Annotated in this window: 19 protein-coding genes and 1 pseudogene; 9 read left to right on the top strand and 11 right to left on the bottom strand. The window is 41.4% G+C overall.

The features are described 5' to 3' along the window. Positions 1-2 precede the first annotated feature (2 nt). The 9 genes from R0K30_RS06775 to pta all read right to left on the bottom strand — a co-directional run bounded on the left by R0K30_RS06775 (position 3) and on the right by pta (position 5,277). Positions 3-236 carry a DUF5970 family protein gene (locus R0K30_RS06775; RefSeq protein WP_099726548.1) on the bottom strand — a complete coding sequence of 78 codons (234 nt, stop codon included), beginning with the start codon at positions 234-236 and terminating at the stop codon, positions 3-5. Positions 237-255: 19 nt separating this feature from the next. After that, positions 256-1,101, bottom strand: a complete 846-nt coding sequence (gene lipL / locus R0K30_RS06770; protein WP_410609763.1) for an octanoyl-[GcvH]:protein N-octanoyltransferase — start codon at positions 1,099-1,101, stop codon at positions 256-258. A gap of 170 nt (positions 1,102-1,271) precedes the next feature. Then, entirely contained in the window at positions 1,272-1,484 is a 213-nt protein-coding gene (locus R0K30_RS06765; protein WP_367307900.1) for an SMI1/KNR4 family protein, read from the bottom strand. Positions 1,485-1,847: 363 nt separating this feature from the next. Next, entirely contained in the window at positions 1,848-2,240 is a 393-nt protein-coding gene (locus R0K30_RS06760; RefSeq protein WP_410609761.1) for a hypothetical protein, read from the bottom strand. Positions 2,241-2,256: 16 nt separating this feature from the next. Continuing rightward, complete coding sequence (locus R0K30_RS06755; RefSeq protein WP_410609759.1) at positions 2,257-2,757, bottom strand: hypothetical protein; 501 nt, start codon at positions 2,755-2,757, stop codon at positions 2,257-2,259. Positions 2,758-2,905: 148 nt separating this feature from the next. Further along, on the bottom strand, positions 2,906-3,538 hold the full coding sequence (locus R0K30_RS06750; RefSeq protein WP_410609757.1) for a hypothetical protein: 633 nt from the start codon (positions 3,536-3,538) through the stop codon (positions 2,906-2,908). A 25-nt stretch (positions 3,539-3,563) separates the two neighbouring features. Then, the gene (locus R0K30_RS06745; protein ID WP_099726554.1) at positions 3,564-3,806 is read right to left on the bottom strand and encodes a hypothetical protein; all 243 of its coding nucleotides are present in this window, start codon (positions 3,804-3,806) and stop codon (positions 3,564-3,566) included. Positions 3,807-4,029: 223 nt separating this feature from the next. Then, positions 4,030-4,173, bottom strand: a complete 144-nt coding sequence (locus R0K30_RS06735) for a hypothetical protein (RefSeq protein ID WP_230030593.1) — start codon at positions 4,171-4,173, stop codon at positions 4,030-4,032. Between the two features lie 132 nt (positions 4,174-4,305). Then, positions 4,306-5,277 (bottom strand): phosphate acetyltransferase, encoded by a 972-nt coding sequence (gene pta, locus R0K30_RS06730; protein ID WP_410609754.1) that lies wholly within the window; start codon positions 5,275-5,277, stop codon positions 4,306-4,308. A gap of 239 nt (positions 5,278-5,516) precedes the next feature. On the opposite strand from pta, the gene hemQ reads away from it, so the two are divergent. From hemQ to R0K30_RS06715, 3 genes and pseudogenes are all read left to right on the top strand, one after another. Further along, the gene (hemQ, locus tag R0K30_RS06725) at positions 5,517-6,287 is read left to right on the top strand and encodes a hydrogen peroxide-dependent heme synthase (protein WP_410609752.1); all 771 of its coding nucleotides are present in this window, start codon (positions 5,517-5,519) and stop codon (positions 6,285-6,287) included. A 67-nt stretch (positions 6,288-6,354) separates the two neighbouring features. After that, positions 6,355-6,659 (top strand): annotated as a pseudogene (locus R0K30_RS06720) (MFS transporter); the annotation flags it as partial. After that, complete coding sequence (locus R0K30_RS06715; protein ID WP_367308005.1) at positions 6,548-6,871, top strand: hypothetical protein; 324 nt, start codon at positions 6,548-6,550, stop codon at positions 6,869-6,871. The pseudogene R0K30_RS06720 and the gene R0K30_RS06715, both read left to right, overlap by 112 nt. A gap of 14 nt (positions 6,872-6,885) precedes the next feature. On the opposite strand, the gene R0K30_RS06710 is transcribed toward R0K30_RS06715, so the two are convergent. Continuing rightward, positions 6,886-7,365, bottom strand: coding sequence for an Lrp/AsnC family transcriptional regulator (locus tag R0K30_RS06710; RefSeq protein ID WP_367307896.1), 480 nt, complete (start codon positions 7,363-7,365; stop codon positions 6,886-6,888). A gap of 145 nt (positions 7,366-7,510) precedes the next feature. Between R0K30_RS06710 and R0K30_RS06705 the strand changes: the two genes are divergently transcribed. The 6 genes from R0K30_RS06705 (at position 7,511) to R0K30_RS06680 (ending at position 13,610) form a co-directional block, all read left to right on the top strand. Beyond that, a complete protein-coding gene (locus tag R0K30_RS06705; RefSeq protein WP_410609749.1) occupies positions 7,511-8,743 on the top strand; it encodes an MFS transporter in 1,233 nt (410 codons plus the stop codon). Positions 8,744-8,892: 149 nt separating this feature from the next. Next, the gene (locus tag R0K30_RS06700; RefSeq protein WP_230030588.1) at positions 8,893-9,495 is read left to right on the top strand and encodes a type 2 periplasmic-binding domain-containing protein; all 603 of its coding nucleotides are present in this window, start codon (positions 8,893-8,895) and stop codon (positions 9,493-9,495) included. A gap of 1 nt (position 9,496) precedes the next feature. After that, entirely contained in the window at positions 9,497-10,204 is a 708-nt protein-coding gene (gene bacB / locus R0K30_RS06695; RefSeq protein ID WP_230030587.1) for a 3-((4R)-4-hydroxycyclohexa-1,5-dien-1-yl)-2-oxopropanoate isomerase, read from the top strand. Further along, a complete protein-coding gene (locus R0K30_RS06690) occupies positions 10,201-10,962 on the top strand; it encodes a glucose 1-dehydrogenase (RefSeq protein ID WP_230030586.1) in 762 nt (253 codons plus the stop codon). Before bacB ends, R0K30_RS06690 begins: the two co-directional genes overlap by 4 nt. A gap of 15 nt (positions 10,963-10,977) precedes the next feature. Next, the gene (gene bacD, locus R0K30_RS06685; RefSeq protein ID WP_410609746.1) at positions 10,978-12,399 is read left to right on the top strand and encodes an alanine--anticapsin ligase; all 1,422 of its coding nucleotides are present in this window, start codon (positions 10,978-10,980) and stop codon (positions 12,397-12,399) included. A gap of 17 nt (positions 12,400-12,416) precedes the next feature. Next, entirely contained in the window at positions 12,417-13,610 is a 1,194-nt protein-coding gene (locus R0K30_RS06680) for an aminotransferase class I/II-fold pyridoxal phosphate-dependent enzyme (RefSeq protein ID WP_410609744.1), read from the top strand. A gap of 13 nt (positions 13,611-13,623) precedes the next feature. Here the strand turns inward: R0K30_RS06680 and R0K30_RS06675 are convergent, their stop codons facing one another. Next, entirely contained in the window at positions 13,624-14,415 is a 792-nt protein-coding gene (locus tag R0K30_RS06675; RefSeq protein ID WP_283775095.1) for an SDR family oxidoreductase, read from the bottom strand. Positions 14,416-14,490 lie beyond the last annotated feature (75 nt).

Raw genomic sequence — 14,490 nt, 5'->3', positions numbered from 1 at the left:
TTTTATATATCCAAAAATAGCATCACACTAAAAAGGACATTGATCAAAAACACGAACATAAAGATATACCTGACCTGTCTCACCTGAAAATCACCAAAAATAAAAATAAAAAGCCCTGCGATGCCAAGTGTCAATACAGGCTGAAGAAACGGCACGAAAAGCGAAATGCCGTAGCCGGCTCCTATGATGACAGGAAGCCATAGTAAATAGAGGTAACTGCCGTTTTTGGATTTCACCGGAATCCTCCCTTTCTTTTTACGAAAACACCTTCTCATTCCGCTCAATCATCCGCGTCATGTTTTTTTCAAATTCCAGCTGTTCTTCTGCGTTCAGTCCTGATGCTGTCAGTTGATCACTCAGCTTTTGAAGCTCTTCTAGCAAAAGACGCATGAGAACCGTACAATCGATTGGTTCACCAATTAACTCTGATAAAGATGCCATCGTATCAGGCTGTATATCGGGAAACACTGCCTTCACTTCTTGTCGTTTGTCCTTTAAGGCGGCGTTATAAAAACGACGGATCAAATCGGCACGCTCACGCCCGCTTCCATCTGCACACAAATAGATTTGCACAGCGACCCCTCCGCGTAATCTGCGCTGAGAAATGCCTGCAAATTTCTTTCCATTGATGCTTAAATCATAGCTGCCTGGACAGTAAGAGCCGACAATTTCATAGGCTTCAATCTCCGCCTCATACATTGCCAGCATCCGGCGGATCAACGCTACCATTGCGTCATACCCGCGGTCGATATCAATACCCTTCTTTTGTTCCGCAAAGATTAACGACACATTTAGCACACCTTCATCCAGCACCACAGCAAGACCGCCTGAATTGCGCACAATCACACGATACCCCTCTTTCTCAAGCAGCTTTACGCCATCTTGAAGAAATGGAAGTCTTGTATCCTGAATACCAAGAACAATCGTATTGTGATGCACCCAAGAACGGGCAGTCGCTGGTGAGAGCCCCTTCCCCACCGACGCACAAAGCGTATCATCCATCGCAAAGGATTGCTTCGGATCTACATAAAGCCCCAGGCTCGACTGATCTATGATTCGCCATTTCGGCTGTGTCAGTAACTCAATAGGTTCATTTTTCATCTCCTGCATATCCTCTCGTTCATAAACTGTGTTTATTATAACATGGGATGAATGGAGGGAGAATCGGAGAGAGCATCAAAAAAGCTCCATGACATTTGACGTCACAGAGCGTTTCAAACTGGATGTTTGTGTTTTACTTTTCAGTGATTTATGCATTCAAAGCAGTTTCATCATTCAACGATGCATCCCCCACTCACCCACTCCAGCAAGTCTTCAGTCACCAACTCTGCATGTTGAGGGTCCATTACACCAGCATCCACAATCCATACCTTTTTCTCATCATCAACCAGCCGCATGAGAAATACTTGCCCTCCGCCATCGTCGCCAATCGCCACATAGCCGTTTGCATAATGATGGACCTCCCACGCTTCATTGCGTTCCACAATGTCCTCAGTACCGTATAGCAGCAGCTCACCACCAATGGATAACCCATTTGTCTGTTCAGTAAGGTTTTATAGACATGAGGCAAAACCATGTTCAGTTGGGATTCTGCCTCTTTGATGTGTATGTCACTTGCTGGCTCGTTCATGTGCAGATTTTGGATTTGATGTAAATTGAGCATTTTAAGCGCCTCCTCTATGTTAAGTAGCTGATTTTTTCATCACCCTTTTATACAGACGAAGGAGCATTTTTAAAGGTAAATAGAAAATGACCACATCGAGTATGAAACCTAACCATAGAAATTCAAAAGCATGATGTCCATGTTTTTTTCTGATCTGTATACCTTTCTATACAAAATGTGTAGATTATTCGTTATTGTTTGTTCTTAAAAATTCTATGCTAATTCTATCAACTTTTATTTCAACATTTTTATTTATTAATTCAGGAAAATCGATGAAATAATCATCCTCGTTAGTAAAAATTATGCCTGCATCAATTTTATCCTCTTTTAGCAAACCTCTTAAATAATATTCATATCCTGAATCAATGCGTTCTATCTCTTTCTTTTCTATCGGAATTTCATGAATTATCAATTCATCTAATATAGTAAATCCTATTGATACTGGATAACTTTTTCCCTCTTCAATTTCATACGGACAAATATCAGCAAATCCTGTAAATTCTATTCCATTAATCTCAATGGTTGTTTCCTCCTCAATCTGAGGATCGAGTCTTTTAACAAAACAGTCGTATACCATAATAAACCCTCACTCTCTAATCTGATGGATTGATGACTGGAATATTTTCACCATTAATTGTTTTCCATATCTTTTTACCACTCTGAGTATGGTAAGTTGTAATTTCATTTTTATTATTTGTACCTACAAATTCAAACTTAGCCCTACCATGTTTATTATTCCCCATAAATTTGACATACCCTGTCCTTATTTCACCTTTATATTGATACTTGACCTTGATGCCGCTATTAATAACCACTTTTGCACCTTCAAGGTATTCGTTAGCATTTTTATATAGTCCTGAGAACTCTTTTCCGTGTTTATCAAAATGCCCTTCTAATTTTGCACGATCCGCAAAGGCTGAGGGCAGTTTTTTTATATCCTTAGCAGTCTTCTCAACCCTTTTCACCACATTCTTCCCTTGATCAATCTTAAAGACATACTTCCCGCCTTTAATGATTTTCATAAATGGGATGATAGAGGCTGCGGAAGCGATTGAAAAAGAAGTCTGCAAGGAAATGGAAGAATAGAAAGCCATTTTAGAGATTTCTAAGTATCCAGTGGATGATGAAGTAGCCAATGAGACGTTTGAAGTCATGGCACATTGGTATGTTGGTATTAAAAATTACATAATTAAGTAGAAAAGCAGGCTAGAAGATAGCCTGCTTTTCTATGTTGTTTCATATTTATTTTTTTGCTACACAAGATACAGTTCCTAAAGGCATATATATTGATCCTACGAATTCTCCTTTAAGATAAACTCCTTTTTTATATTTATTGCAAAGATTAAGACCACTTATCCCTAGAGTAGCAACTGCTATAATTAACAATGATAAGGCAGTTGGGTTTAATCCCAGTTTCATTCTAATTAAGCCTGAAGCCACTCCGAATATGCCACCACTAAAATTTGTAACATCGTTTATTCTTTGTATTTGTTTTTGAGAAATGTAAATACCACTTGCTTTTTTAGCTAAAGTTGAGATTTCTCCGTTATCTATGATTCTTGAGTTTAATGAATTATTTTTTTGGTTTTCAGGATTTTCAATATAGGCTTTGTAATCTTGGTATACTTTTTTTTCTTCAGTTGTAAGAGATGCGATTTTTTTGTTGCTATTATTTTTTAAGTCTTGAAAATCAATCCCTTTAGAAACCATATTTTCTAGTGTAACTATTAATTTGTTAAATTCTTTTTCAAATTTTACTACATCTGTTTGTGTTTTGTTTGATACTTGTGCATGTGCGTTGGTAGGTGAAATTGATAATGATAGTGTTGCGCATAGGAACACTAAACTTAAAAATAAAATCCCGTATTTTTTCATAATATACTCCCCGATCCTTTTAAGTTTATTTTATACTTCGATGATTTTTATCATTTTTCGTGTTTTTTGTTTTTCTGAATAAGAAGTCACTCATGAAAAATATGATTAAACCAACCATCAAGATCATAAAATATAAATTAAATCCTGTTTCCTTAAAAAATGAATATAAAGAACTTATAGATAATGCAATTAGATAGAATACAAATGCTATTCCTGCTGCTTTATCTGTGTACTTTCTTTCTTCTTCTGTCAATTTTTTAAAAAACAATGTCATTACCCCCTTAATAATTACACAATAGTTAATTTATAGAAATAGATATCTTGTATATTTAAGGTTATTTTAAACAAAATGATTTTCTTAGAATACTTTATACAGTTTTGGCGAATATCGTTAGATTTTATCATACTCACATGTGAGTGTATAAGTGGACTATTGTCATGAATGTCTTATTTCCAAAATTTCCACCACTTTCTTTGTTGAGCTGCAGCAATCATTTTTTTGTTTCAATGGATTCTTTCAAAGCGAGCATGAGATTTTCATCTCGCTTTTTTTGTTGTTCTTCAAATTGTTCGAGTCGTTTTAGGATGGCCCGGTTGAATTCTTCTTGTCTTTTAATGAGATCGGCGTCAAACACCCTTATTCCTCAAATAGCCCTCCGTTATTTTACCATTTCCTAGCACGAGAGGAATATTATTGAAAACGAATTGAATTCACATAAAAAAGCTAGCTTCGTTTTAACACGAAGCTAGCCTCTTGGATGATTATATTATCGTGCTTGAGCTGCTGTAATCAGCGCAAGGTTGTAAACGTCTTCGGCATTACAGCCTCTTGAAAGATCGTTTACTGGCTGGTTTAGACCTTGCAGGATTGGACCTACAGCTTCAAAGTTACCTAAGCGCTGTGCAATTTTGTAGCCGATGTTTCCAGCTTCGAGGCTAGGGAAAACAAATACGCTAGCGTCTCCCTTGATCACGGAATCTGGTGCTTTTTTCGCTGCTACTGAAGGAACGAATGCTGCATCGAATTGGAATTCTCCATCAAGTACAAGCTCAGGTGCCTTTTCTTTTGCAATGCGAACCGCTTCAGATACTTTGTCTGTTTCGTCTGATTTTGCTGAGCCTTTCGTTGAGAAGCTAAGCATTGCCACACGTGGTTCAATGTCAAACATTTTTGCTGTGTTCGCACTTTCGATTGCGATTTCAGCTAAATCTTGGCTGTCTGGTGCAATGTTGATGGCACAATCAGCAAACACATATTGCTCTTCGCCGCGAGCCATGATGAAGACGCCAGATGTTTTCTTTACGCCTTCTTTTGTTTTAATGATTTGAAGTGCTGGGCGCACTGTGTCAGCAGTTGAGTGTGCCGCACCGCTTACAAGGCCGTCTGCAAGACCTTTATACACGAGCATTGTACCGAAATAGTTTTCATCCAGTAATGCTTTTCTTGCTTGCTCTTCTGTTGCTTTGCCTTTACGTCTTTCTACGAAAGCTTGTACAAGCTCTTCAAAACCTTCATATGTATGAGGATCATACACGTCAACACCGTCAAGTGTAAGACCTAATTCTTTTGCTTTTGCTTCGACTTCTTGCTTCTTGCCTACAACAATTGGCTGCAATACTTTGCCATCTGCTAGTTTTTGAACGGCTGTTAGAATGCGTTCGTCCATTCCCTCAGGAAAAACGATCTTTACGCCTTTACCTGCAACCTTTTCCTGAACTGTTGAAAAAATATCTGCCACTTCAATACCCTCCTTGATTTTACAAAAAAAGCGTTCTCTTTTAAGCATACTCTTCTTCTACATAAATTCAAACTACCAACTTACATTATAGCGCTTACAAATTAAATTCTTATTTTTCAAACTAATTTAACCAATTTCCATAAAAACCGTTTCTTCGTTCAAGTTTTGATCACATCTTCATGTGGACAAACTATGTTATAGTTGGAACAGATGGAAAACTGTAAATAGGAGTGAAAGAAATGAGCGAACAACATACAACAAATGAAGCAGCTCAAACATTAGACGGCTGGTATGCGCTGCATGATTTTAGAACAATTGACTGGACAGCTTGGAAGATGCTCACAAGCGATGAGCGTCAAGCCATTATTCACGAGTTCACAGGTCTAATGGAAAAATGGAAAACAGCTGAGCACGATAAGGCTGGAAGCCAAACAATCTATAGTATTGTCGGCCAAAAAGCAGATATTATGCTCATGATTTTACGTCCAACAATGGAAGAACTGAATGAAATCGAGCTTGAATTCAACAAATCACGACTAGCAGAATTTACGATTCCAGCCTATTCGTACGTGTCAGTTGTTGAACTCAGCAACTACTTAGCAGGAGGCAGCGATGGCGGGGACCCTTACGAAAACCCGCATGTACGTGCGCGTCTATACCCTGAGCTCCCTTCTTCTAAATACGTGTGCTTCTATCCAATGGATAAAAGGCGTTCTGGTAATGACAACTGGTACATGCTCTCAATGGATGAGCGTAAATCCCTCATGAGAAGCCACGGTTTAATTGGCAGAAGCTATGCTGGGAAAGTAAAACAGATCATTACAGGGTCAGTCGGGTTTGATGATTATGAGTGGGGCGTCACCCTTTTCTCTGACGATGTTCTTCAATTCAAAAAACTGGTTTATGAAATGCGATTTGATGAAGTCAGTGCACGCTACGGCGAATTCGGTTCCTTCTTTGTTGGAAACCGATTGGCAAACGATCAGCTGGCGTCATATTTCCATGTATGATAAACTCCTAAGGCTTCGGATCTCTCCGAAGCCTTTTTATGTATTTGTTTAGAAAGGTGATCTCATCATGAAAAACTTCCCCATCGCTATTTTTGCATTAACACTCGGTGCATTTTCGATTGGCATGACCGAATTTGTCATCATGGGGCTTTTGCCAACCGTCGCAAATGATCTCCATGTATCCATCTCTGCTTCAGGCAGCTGATTACTGGATATGCACTTGGTGTCGCAGTTGGCGGACCTATTTTAACGTTATCAACTTGAAAAATGTCGAGGAAACGCCTCCTCATTCTGTTAATGATGCTTTTCGTGGCGGGAAATGCTGTCGCCGCCGCTGTATCGACCTCTTATGGTCTGTTGATGACCGCACGATGAACATGGCACATGAAGCGCCGACTCTCGCATCGACGCTCAGTCATTCTGCCTTTAATGTTGGGAATGCCGGCGGTGCAGCATTAGGCGGCCTCGCCATCGAAATCACACATTTACAGCTTGTTCCGTTATTTGCTGCAGGCGTGACATTCATTGGTCTCATCATAACGATCATGAGCTATCAGTCAGATAAACGAGTAAAAAGGACCTGAGATGGGTCCTTTTTTTATTTCATCACTGTCATTTCTGGTCCTTCTATTTGTTTCACACGTTCCTGTACTGGATGAGAAAAAGGATGCTCTGACAAGACAATATGGGATACGGTTTTTGTAAATCCAGACACTTCTTGAATAAAGGCTTCAATCTCTTCAAGGGACGCGACAGACAGCTTAATGAAAAAGCAAGACTGTCCTGCCACTCGATAAGCAAAAAAGGCACGTGGATGCTGATTCATAAATGTCACAAAACGCTGATACTCCCCGTTTAACACCGTGACTTCCAGTAAACAGTCAATCATAAGCCCCAGTTTTTTATAATTGACCTGTACGGAGTAACCTTCAATAATCCCTGCATCTTCTAATTTTCGCACTCTTTCTGCTACCGCAGGCGCCGATAAATTGACTCGTTTGGACAATTCCCTCATAGATAAGCGGGCATCTTCTCTCAATTCGTTTAAAATATGCACATCTACATCGGTGATTTTCATTCGTACCTCTCCTATCCCAAAATCGTTCCATTTGAAAAGTATTTTATGATGATACTTATGATATGAAATGTAAAATAAAACTAAATAATGGTAGAATTTATTTTAACGGAATTGAATGAAAAAGCAAGTATGGAGGGATCACCTGATGAAAGAATCTTTAGACAGCCGGGCTTCTAAAACGTTTCCCATCACACTTGCCATTGCGCTGACACTTGGCGTCTTTGCGGCGGGATCGGAAGAACTGGTGATTTCACCACTGCTGCCTGATTTATCTAACTCCTTTCAGCACTCTCTTGATATTCTCGCCCTTTCCATCAGTATTTATGGGTTAGCTGTGCTGGTTGGAGCACCACTGCTCGTTCCTTTAGGGGACCGGTATTCAAGAGAACTCTGTTTGATCATCGGGCTTTCTTTCTTCCTGATCGGAACAGTGATGTGTGCTGCTGCACCGAATCTGGCAGTGTTTTTTGCTGGCCGTGCCATTTCTGGGCTGGCGACTGGTGTATTTGTGCCAACGGCCTATGCTCTTGTGGGCGACCGGGTTCCTTACGAATATCGAGGCAAAGTGATGGGACTCATTGTGTCAAGCTGGTCTCTTTCTCTTGTCCTTGGTGTACCGATCGGAGCCTTTATCGGTCAAAGTTTGAACTGGCGCTGGACATTTTGGATCTTCGCTATGCTGAGTCTCATTGTATTGCTGCTCGTCATCCTTGAATCTCGAAAACAAGTCGCAACAGCTGACACGAAGGCACCTCAAGCTAGTGAGAAAGCCGGCTCTTTATGGGGGGCTTTGAAAATCGATCGTGTCCCTGCCTATTTGACCGTGACATTTTGTAATATGCTTGGATTTTATGGCATGTACTCTTTTTTAGGAGCTTATCTGCAAAGTCTGTTCGCTGGAGGACAATCCACGGCTGGACTTTTGATCATGGCTTATGGAGTTGGCTTTTCCATGAGTGTATTTACCGGGAAATTAGCAGACTGGTTCGGTAAAATGCGTTCTCTCTTCTTTGTGCTAGGTGGAATTACGCTCGTTCTAGCCTTACTTCCTTATGCGCCGTTCTCATGGACATTGCTGATTTTTGCACTATTTATTTGGGGTGCGATGCAAAGTTTATCCGTCACGCTTCTCAGCACCGTTCTGAGCGACTGCTCCCAAACCCATCGAGGGAAAGTGATGGCTTTTTACAGTCTTGCTTCCAATCTTGCCGTTATGCTCGGTTCCGCTCTTATGGGACCCGTGTATGTCCATCTCGGCTATCATACAGTAGGGCTTGTATGTGCATTGATTACTCTTGTTGGTTGTATCATCAGCTTCGTCAGCTATAAGCGTGAACGTGCCTTACAGCAGGAACATAAAAATACTTTTGAAACGTAAGCTCATTTCACTGCACATCTTGATATGTGCAGTTTTTTAGATCAATTTTTAATATCATTATAAAATACATTTTTTATAAATTTTGTTGACAATTGCCAATACTATTTTTTATAATCTAGTAAAATTTGAATAAAGATTGGATGGTAAACATGATCTTAAAGAATGATGTTTTTCATTTCAAAGAAGAGCCCATCGTTTCACCTAAGATGTTTACAGTCAATACACTAGGTCCTAAGGGGACAAGCAGTGAATATGCAGCAAAACATTTCATCTCTCATTCCACCACTACACTCGGCACCCATACGAAACTATCCCTTTACGACACATTCGAAACCTGCATTGAACACACTCTCTCTAACGCACTTCAATACACTCTCGTTCCACACGCATACGAAGGAATCAAACACTTCTACATGAGACCTGACCTACAGCTTTTACAAATTTTCAGATGTGACACGCCCATGTATGGTTTGGCTGTCAGACCAGATTTCCCATTTCAAGAACAAATGCTCCACCATTTAAAAATTGTCTCTCATCCTGCACCTGTCAATTTGATTCAATATTTCATCCATCAAAATGCTGAATTTGAACTTGTCAATTCTACAAGTACTGCCGCCCAAAAAGTAAGAGACGGCGAATTTGATTTCGCCTTAACCAACGAGGTTGCCAGAGCCACATACGGCCTCACCTTCATTCGAACGTTTAAAAGCATACCCATGAGCTGGTCCATATTTGGAAAAGGAGAGATTTAATATGCATACTGAACAAAAGACGCAAGAACGATATTTTCCTCAAGCGAAAAAAATAGAATGGGATAATGGCGTCACCCAATATTCCACTGTACGAGGCGATACTGAAGTATTAATTTCATACGTCCCTCCTCACACAATCATAGAACCTCACGAGCATTCCGAAGCCCAAATCGGAATTGTATTAAAAGGCGAGCTTCAAATGACGGTCGGCCAATCTATCCAATTGCTCACCCCATTAGAATCAGCCTATATTGCACCACCGTTTGTTCCTCACGGCGCATCTAATCTGACAGATGAAGAAGTGATAGCAATCGATATTAAGAGATTAAAGGCTGGCGAAGAATATACGGCTCCTCCCACTTATTTCTTAGACATTTTCAAAACACGGGATTTACTCCCTGGCATGGAAGTGACCTTTTTTGTTGAGGATTGGATGGAGCTCATGATTGCCAACATTCCTGGGAATGGCGGAGAAATGCCTTTTCATAAGCACCGAAATGAACAAATCGGCATTTGCATCAGCGGGGGCTATGATATGACCATTGAAGGCTTTACAGAAAAAATGGAATTTGGCACCACCTATTTCTGTGATCCAAAGGAAGATCACGGTGCGATTAATCCAAAGCCGGAAGCATCAAAATCTATTAATCTCTTCTTCCCTCCCCGTTATAATCGCTTGAAGCCAAAAGCGTCTAAGGTGAAGAAATGAACATTGCCGGTAAAGTCGTCCTGATTACAGGAGGTGCATCAGGAATTGGACTTGCCGCCGTCAAGCTCTTCCTTGAGCACGGGGCAAAAGTAGCAGTGGCTGACATCAATGAGCAAAGCGGCAAACAACTCGTCGAATCATTGCCGCATGAGCATCTTGCATTTTTCAAAACGGATATAACAAATGAGTCTGACTGTCATCAAACCGTGCAGGCCGTGCTCAGCCGCTTCGGGACAATTGATGTTTTGATTAACAATGCAGGCATCGAAATTGTCTCTCCCATTCACGAGATGACATTAGAGGATTGGAACCATATTCTACAGGTCAACCTGACTGGCGTATTTCTCATGAGTAAGCATACATTGCCGCACATGCTTGAAAAGAAAAGCGGGAGCATTATTAATACCGGATCTGTCGGTGGTCTCGTTGGATGGCCTGATATTCCTGCATACAACGCAACAAAGGGCGGTGTCATCCAACTAACCAAATCAATGGCAATTGACTATGCCGCTCATCAAATCAGGGTAAATTGTATTGCCCCAGGAATCATTGATACACCGTTAAATGAAAAATCCTTTATAGACAATCACTCAGAAAGCCTCGAGATTGTCAAAAAGGAAAAAGCAAAGGTGAACCCATTGTTGCGTCTTGGAAAACCCGAAGAAATTGCTGGCGTGATGCTGTTTCTCGCCTCTGATCTATCCAGCTATATGACTGGGAGTGTTGTCACAGCAGACGGCGGTTACACCGCTAGATAAAAAGGAGTGCTTTCATTGAGTAAAAAAACCGTACTTGTCATCGCTGACCTAGGAGGATGCCCGCCCCATATGTTTTATGAAAGCGTGGCTGCATCGTACCATATCGTTTCGTATATCCCAAGACCCTTTGCCATTACAAAAGGACACGCTGAGCTAATAGAAAAGTACTCCATTGCGCTCATAAAAGATCGTGATTATTTTGAAACACATCCCTCTTTTGAACATCCTGATTCTATTTACTGGGCACAGGATGATTATCCGAAATCAGAAGAAGAGGTTGTGGGAGACCTGGTCCGAGTGGCTTCCTTTTTCAAAGCAGATGCGATGACCACCAATAATGAATTATTCATTGCACCAATGGCGAAAGCCGCTGAACGTCTTGGACTGCGCGGTGCCGGGGTAAAGGCCGCTGAAATGGCGCGTGATAAAAGTCAAATGAGGGCTGCATTCAACGCCGCTGGGGTCAAAGCGGTGAAAACTCAGCCTGTCACCACTTTATCTGATTTCCAAAAAGCCATTGAGCATATCGGTACACCGCTTATTTTAAAGCCTACATATTTAGCAAGCTCGATTGGCGTTACCCTTTTTCATGACCGAGCCGGCAGTGATGATCTGTTTTTAAACGTACAATCCTATTTGCAAACCATTCCAGTCCCAAACGCTGTGACATATGAAGCACCATTTGTCGCTGAAACGTATTTAGAGGGTGCTTACGAGGATTGGTATCAAGAAGAAGGATATGCTGATTATGTCAGTGTTGAAGGGCTGGTTGTCGAGGGTGAATATATCCCTTTTGTCATTCATGATAAGACCCCTCAAATCGGTTTTACAGAAACGGCTCATATTACTCCGTCGATCCTAGACAATAAAGCCCAGCAAATCATCATTGAGGCAGCAAGGAAGGCAAATGAAGGGTTAGGTCTTGAAAACTGTGCAACCCATACAGAGATTAAGCTCATGAAAAATCGAGAAACCGGACTCATTGAATCAGCGGCTAGATTTGCCGGCTGGAATATGATTCCGAATATCAAAAAGGTCTTTGGGGTGGATATGGCCAAGCTGCTGATCGATGTATTAGTCGATGGAAAAAAGGCTGAGCTGCCAAAACAGCTGCTTTCTGGACACACGTATTATATGGCAGACTGCCATTTATACCCTCAGCATTTCAAAGAGAGCGGACACATACCGCCAGAGGTCACGCATATCACCATTGATCATGTTCATATTCCGCAGGACGCTTTAGTTGGTGATACAGTGATCGTCAGTAAATCAGTCCCATCCAAAGGCACCTTTGTGGATCTTTCTTTATTTGAAGCCTTTAATGGGATCGTGTCTCTTGAATTAAAAGGATCATCCTCACAAGATGTTGCCTCGTCCATCCGCAACATTCAGAAGCAGGCAACCATTCAGTTGATCGATGAATTAGTGAAGGGATAGAAAGAGAGGCTGATGTGGTGAAGATGTTACCATCTAACATGATTGAACGGCTGCCAGAACAGAAATTTGGAACCGTATTTGAGAAAATTGCGCATAAAACACAAAACGGAGCGAATATCATAAACCTTGGTCAAGGAAATCCCGATCTTCCTACTCCTGCACATATCGTGAGCGCCCTTCAAGAAGCAGCGGGCACTTTGCAATTCCAGCAATATGCGCCCTTTAGAGGCTTTGACTTTTTCAAGCAAGCCATTGCAGATTTTTATAAAAAGGAATTCGATGCTGAGATTGACCCCCAGAAGGAAATCGCCCTTTTCAATGGTGGGAAAACAGGTCTTTATGTCATGAGTCAATGTCTGCTTGATCCAGGGGATATCGCACTCGTCCCCGATCCAGGTTATCCAGAATATCATTCAGGGATTTTGATGGCTGATGCAAAGCCATACTGTATCAAACTCGATGAGAAAAATGGCTATTTACCGAACCTTTCCTCAATTGATCCGGACGTGTTAAAAAAGGCAAAGGTCCTTTTCTTGAATTATCCGAATAACCCAACTGGTGCTGTCGCAAATGATGCATTTTTTAAAGAAGCTGCTGCCTTTGCGGCCGCTCACGGACTGCATGTGATCCATGATTTTGCCTATGGTTCATTTCATTATGAACAAACACCGGTAAGCTTCATGAATGCTCCTCGTGGAAAAAGCGTAGGAGTGGAATTATATTCTCTATCAAAGACATTTAATATGGCAGGATGGAGAGTCGCCTTTGCTGTCGGGAATGAGGAAATCATTAATGCCATCAACGCCTTCCAAGACCATGTGTTTGTCAGTATGTATGGCGGGTTTCAACAGGCTGCCACCATTGCTTTGCAAAGTGATGATGGTCATCTTCAATCATTGAAAGAGGTATACCTTGAACGAATGAATTTCTTCATCCGTCAAGCGGCGAAACAGCTTGGCTGGACCATTGAACGCCCAGCCGGCGCCTTTTATTTGTGGGCTCCTATCCCTGATGATTTCGAGGATTCTCATGCATTTGCTGACTATTTACTCGAACATGCAGATGTCGTTGTAACGCCTGGGGGTGTGTTTAGCGGGCACGGAAGCCGTCATGTAAGAATTTCAATGGTTGCCCCAATTGACCAGCTTGCACTGTTTATCGACCGGCTTCACATACTCCCGATTCGCTTTCATCAAAAAACCCGCATGTAGCGGGTTTTTTATGTTATATACTCTTCATCGAACCACCGTCGACAGATATTTGTTGTCCTGTGAGATAGGAGGCTTCCTCTGATGCGATAAAAGCTGCCAGCGAAGCCATTTCACTCGCTGCGCCCACTCTTTGCATCGGTATACCTGAAGCGACAGCCTGTACAGCTTCTTCCCGCGATAATGCCTGTTTACGCATCATGTTCCCGATAAATTGTTCATACCGATCTGTTGCAATAAACCCTGGGTTTAAACAGTTCACCGTAATCCCAGAAGGTGCTAGCTGTGTGGCTGCATTTTTACTTGCATTGATAATCGCTGCATTCATCATACTGTTCGTAAACATTTGGTCACCAGGTTCCTTCCAAAGGTTCCCGACAATTTGAATGATACGTCCATATTCATGTCTTTTCATCATGGCTGCCGCACGCTTCATCGTATCAACGTACGCAATGGCTTTTTGTGAAAAAGCTGCCAGCATCTGCCCACTTTCACATGAATCAAATGTATCTGGCTTCCCTCCTGGAATGTTATTGATTAACACATCCAGTCTGCCAAACTCTTTTTCTATTGCCGCAAAGGCCTCCGCCCTCACTGCTTCATGCGACATGTCACCACAGAAAAGAGCCACCGGCTCCTTTGTTTCGGTCATGTCTTGAATATGCTGCTGCGTCTGTTCTAGTGAGGATATATTTCTCGAATTGATAATCACCTTTACATCGTCTTGAGCGGCAAGCTTTATGGCAATTGCCTTTCCAATCCCTGTACTTGCCCCTGTTACAAATGCAATTCTTTTAGACAAACTCATCCACATCCCTTTTCTGTTTAACTTCATAATTATACATAAAATGACACATACAGAATGTATTTCAACAAAAAAAGA

The organism is Bacillus sp. SIMBA_154, assembly GCF_046536015.1.
Classification (GTDB): domain Bacteria; phylum Bacillota; class Bacilli; order Bacillales; family Bacillaceae; genus Bacillus; species Bacillus pumilus_P.
Note: the sequence above shows the minus strand (reverse complement) of the source record. Positions and strands in the feature narration are given on the sequence as shown.

Coding starts and splice junctions, on each gene's coding strand:
- lipL (WP_410609763.1), bottom strand. CDS start 1,101: ATGAAAAATGAACCTATTGAGTTACTGACACAGCCGAAATGGCGAATC.
- R0K30_RS06760 (WP_410609761.1), bottom strand. CDS start 2,240: ATGGTATACGACTGTTTTGTTAAAAGACTCGATCCTCAGATTGAGGAG.
- R0K30_RS06755 (WP_410609759.1), bottom strand. CDS start 2,757: ATGGCTTTCTATTCTTCCATTTCCTTGCAGACTTCTTTTTCAATCGCT.
- R0K30_RS06750 (WP_410609757.1), bottom strand. CDS start 3,538: ATGAAAAAATACGGGATTTTATTTTTAAGTTTAGTGTTCCTATGCGCA.
- hemQ (WP_410609752.1), top strand. CDS start 5,517: ATGAGCGAACAACATACAACAAATGAAGCAGCTCAAACATTAGACGGC.
- R0K30_RS06710 (WP_367307896.1), bottom strand. CDS start 7,365: ATGAAAATCACCGATGTAGATGTGCATATTTTAAACGAATTGAGAGAA.
- R0K30_RS06705 (WP_410609749.1), top strand. CDS start 7,511: ATGAAAGAATCTTTAGACAGCCGGGCTTCTAAAACGTTTCCCATCACA.
- R0K30_RS06700 (WP_230030588.1), top strand. CDS start 8,893: ATGATCTTAAAGAATGATGTTTTTCATTTCAAAGAAGAGCCCATCGTT.
- bacB (WP_230030587.1), top strand. CDS start 9,497: ATGCATACTGAACAAAAGACGCAAGAACGATATTTTCCTCAAGCGAAA.
- R0K30_RS06690 (WP_230030586.1), top strand. CDS start 10,201: ATGAACATTGCCGGTAAAGTCGTCCTGATTACAGGAGGTGCATCAGGA.
- R0K30_RS06675 (WP_283775095.1), bottom strand. CDS start 14,415: ATGAGTTTGTCTAAAAGAATTGCATTTGTAACAGGGGCAAGTACAGGG.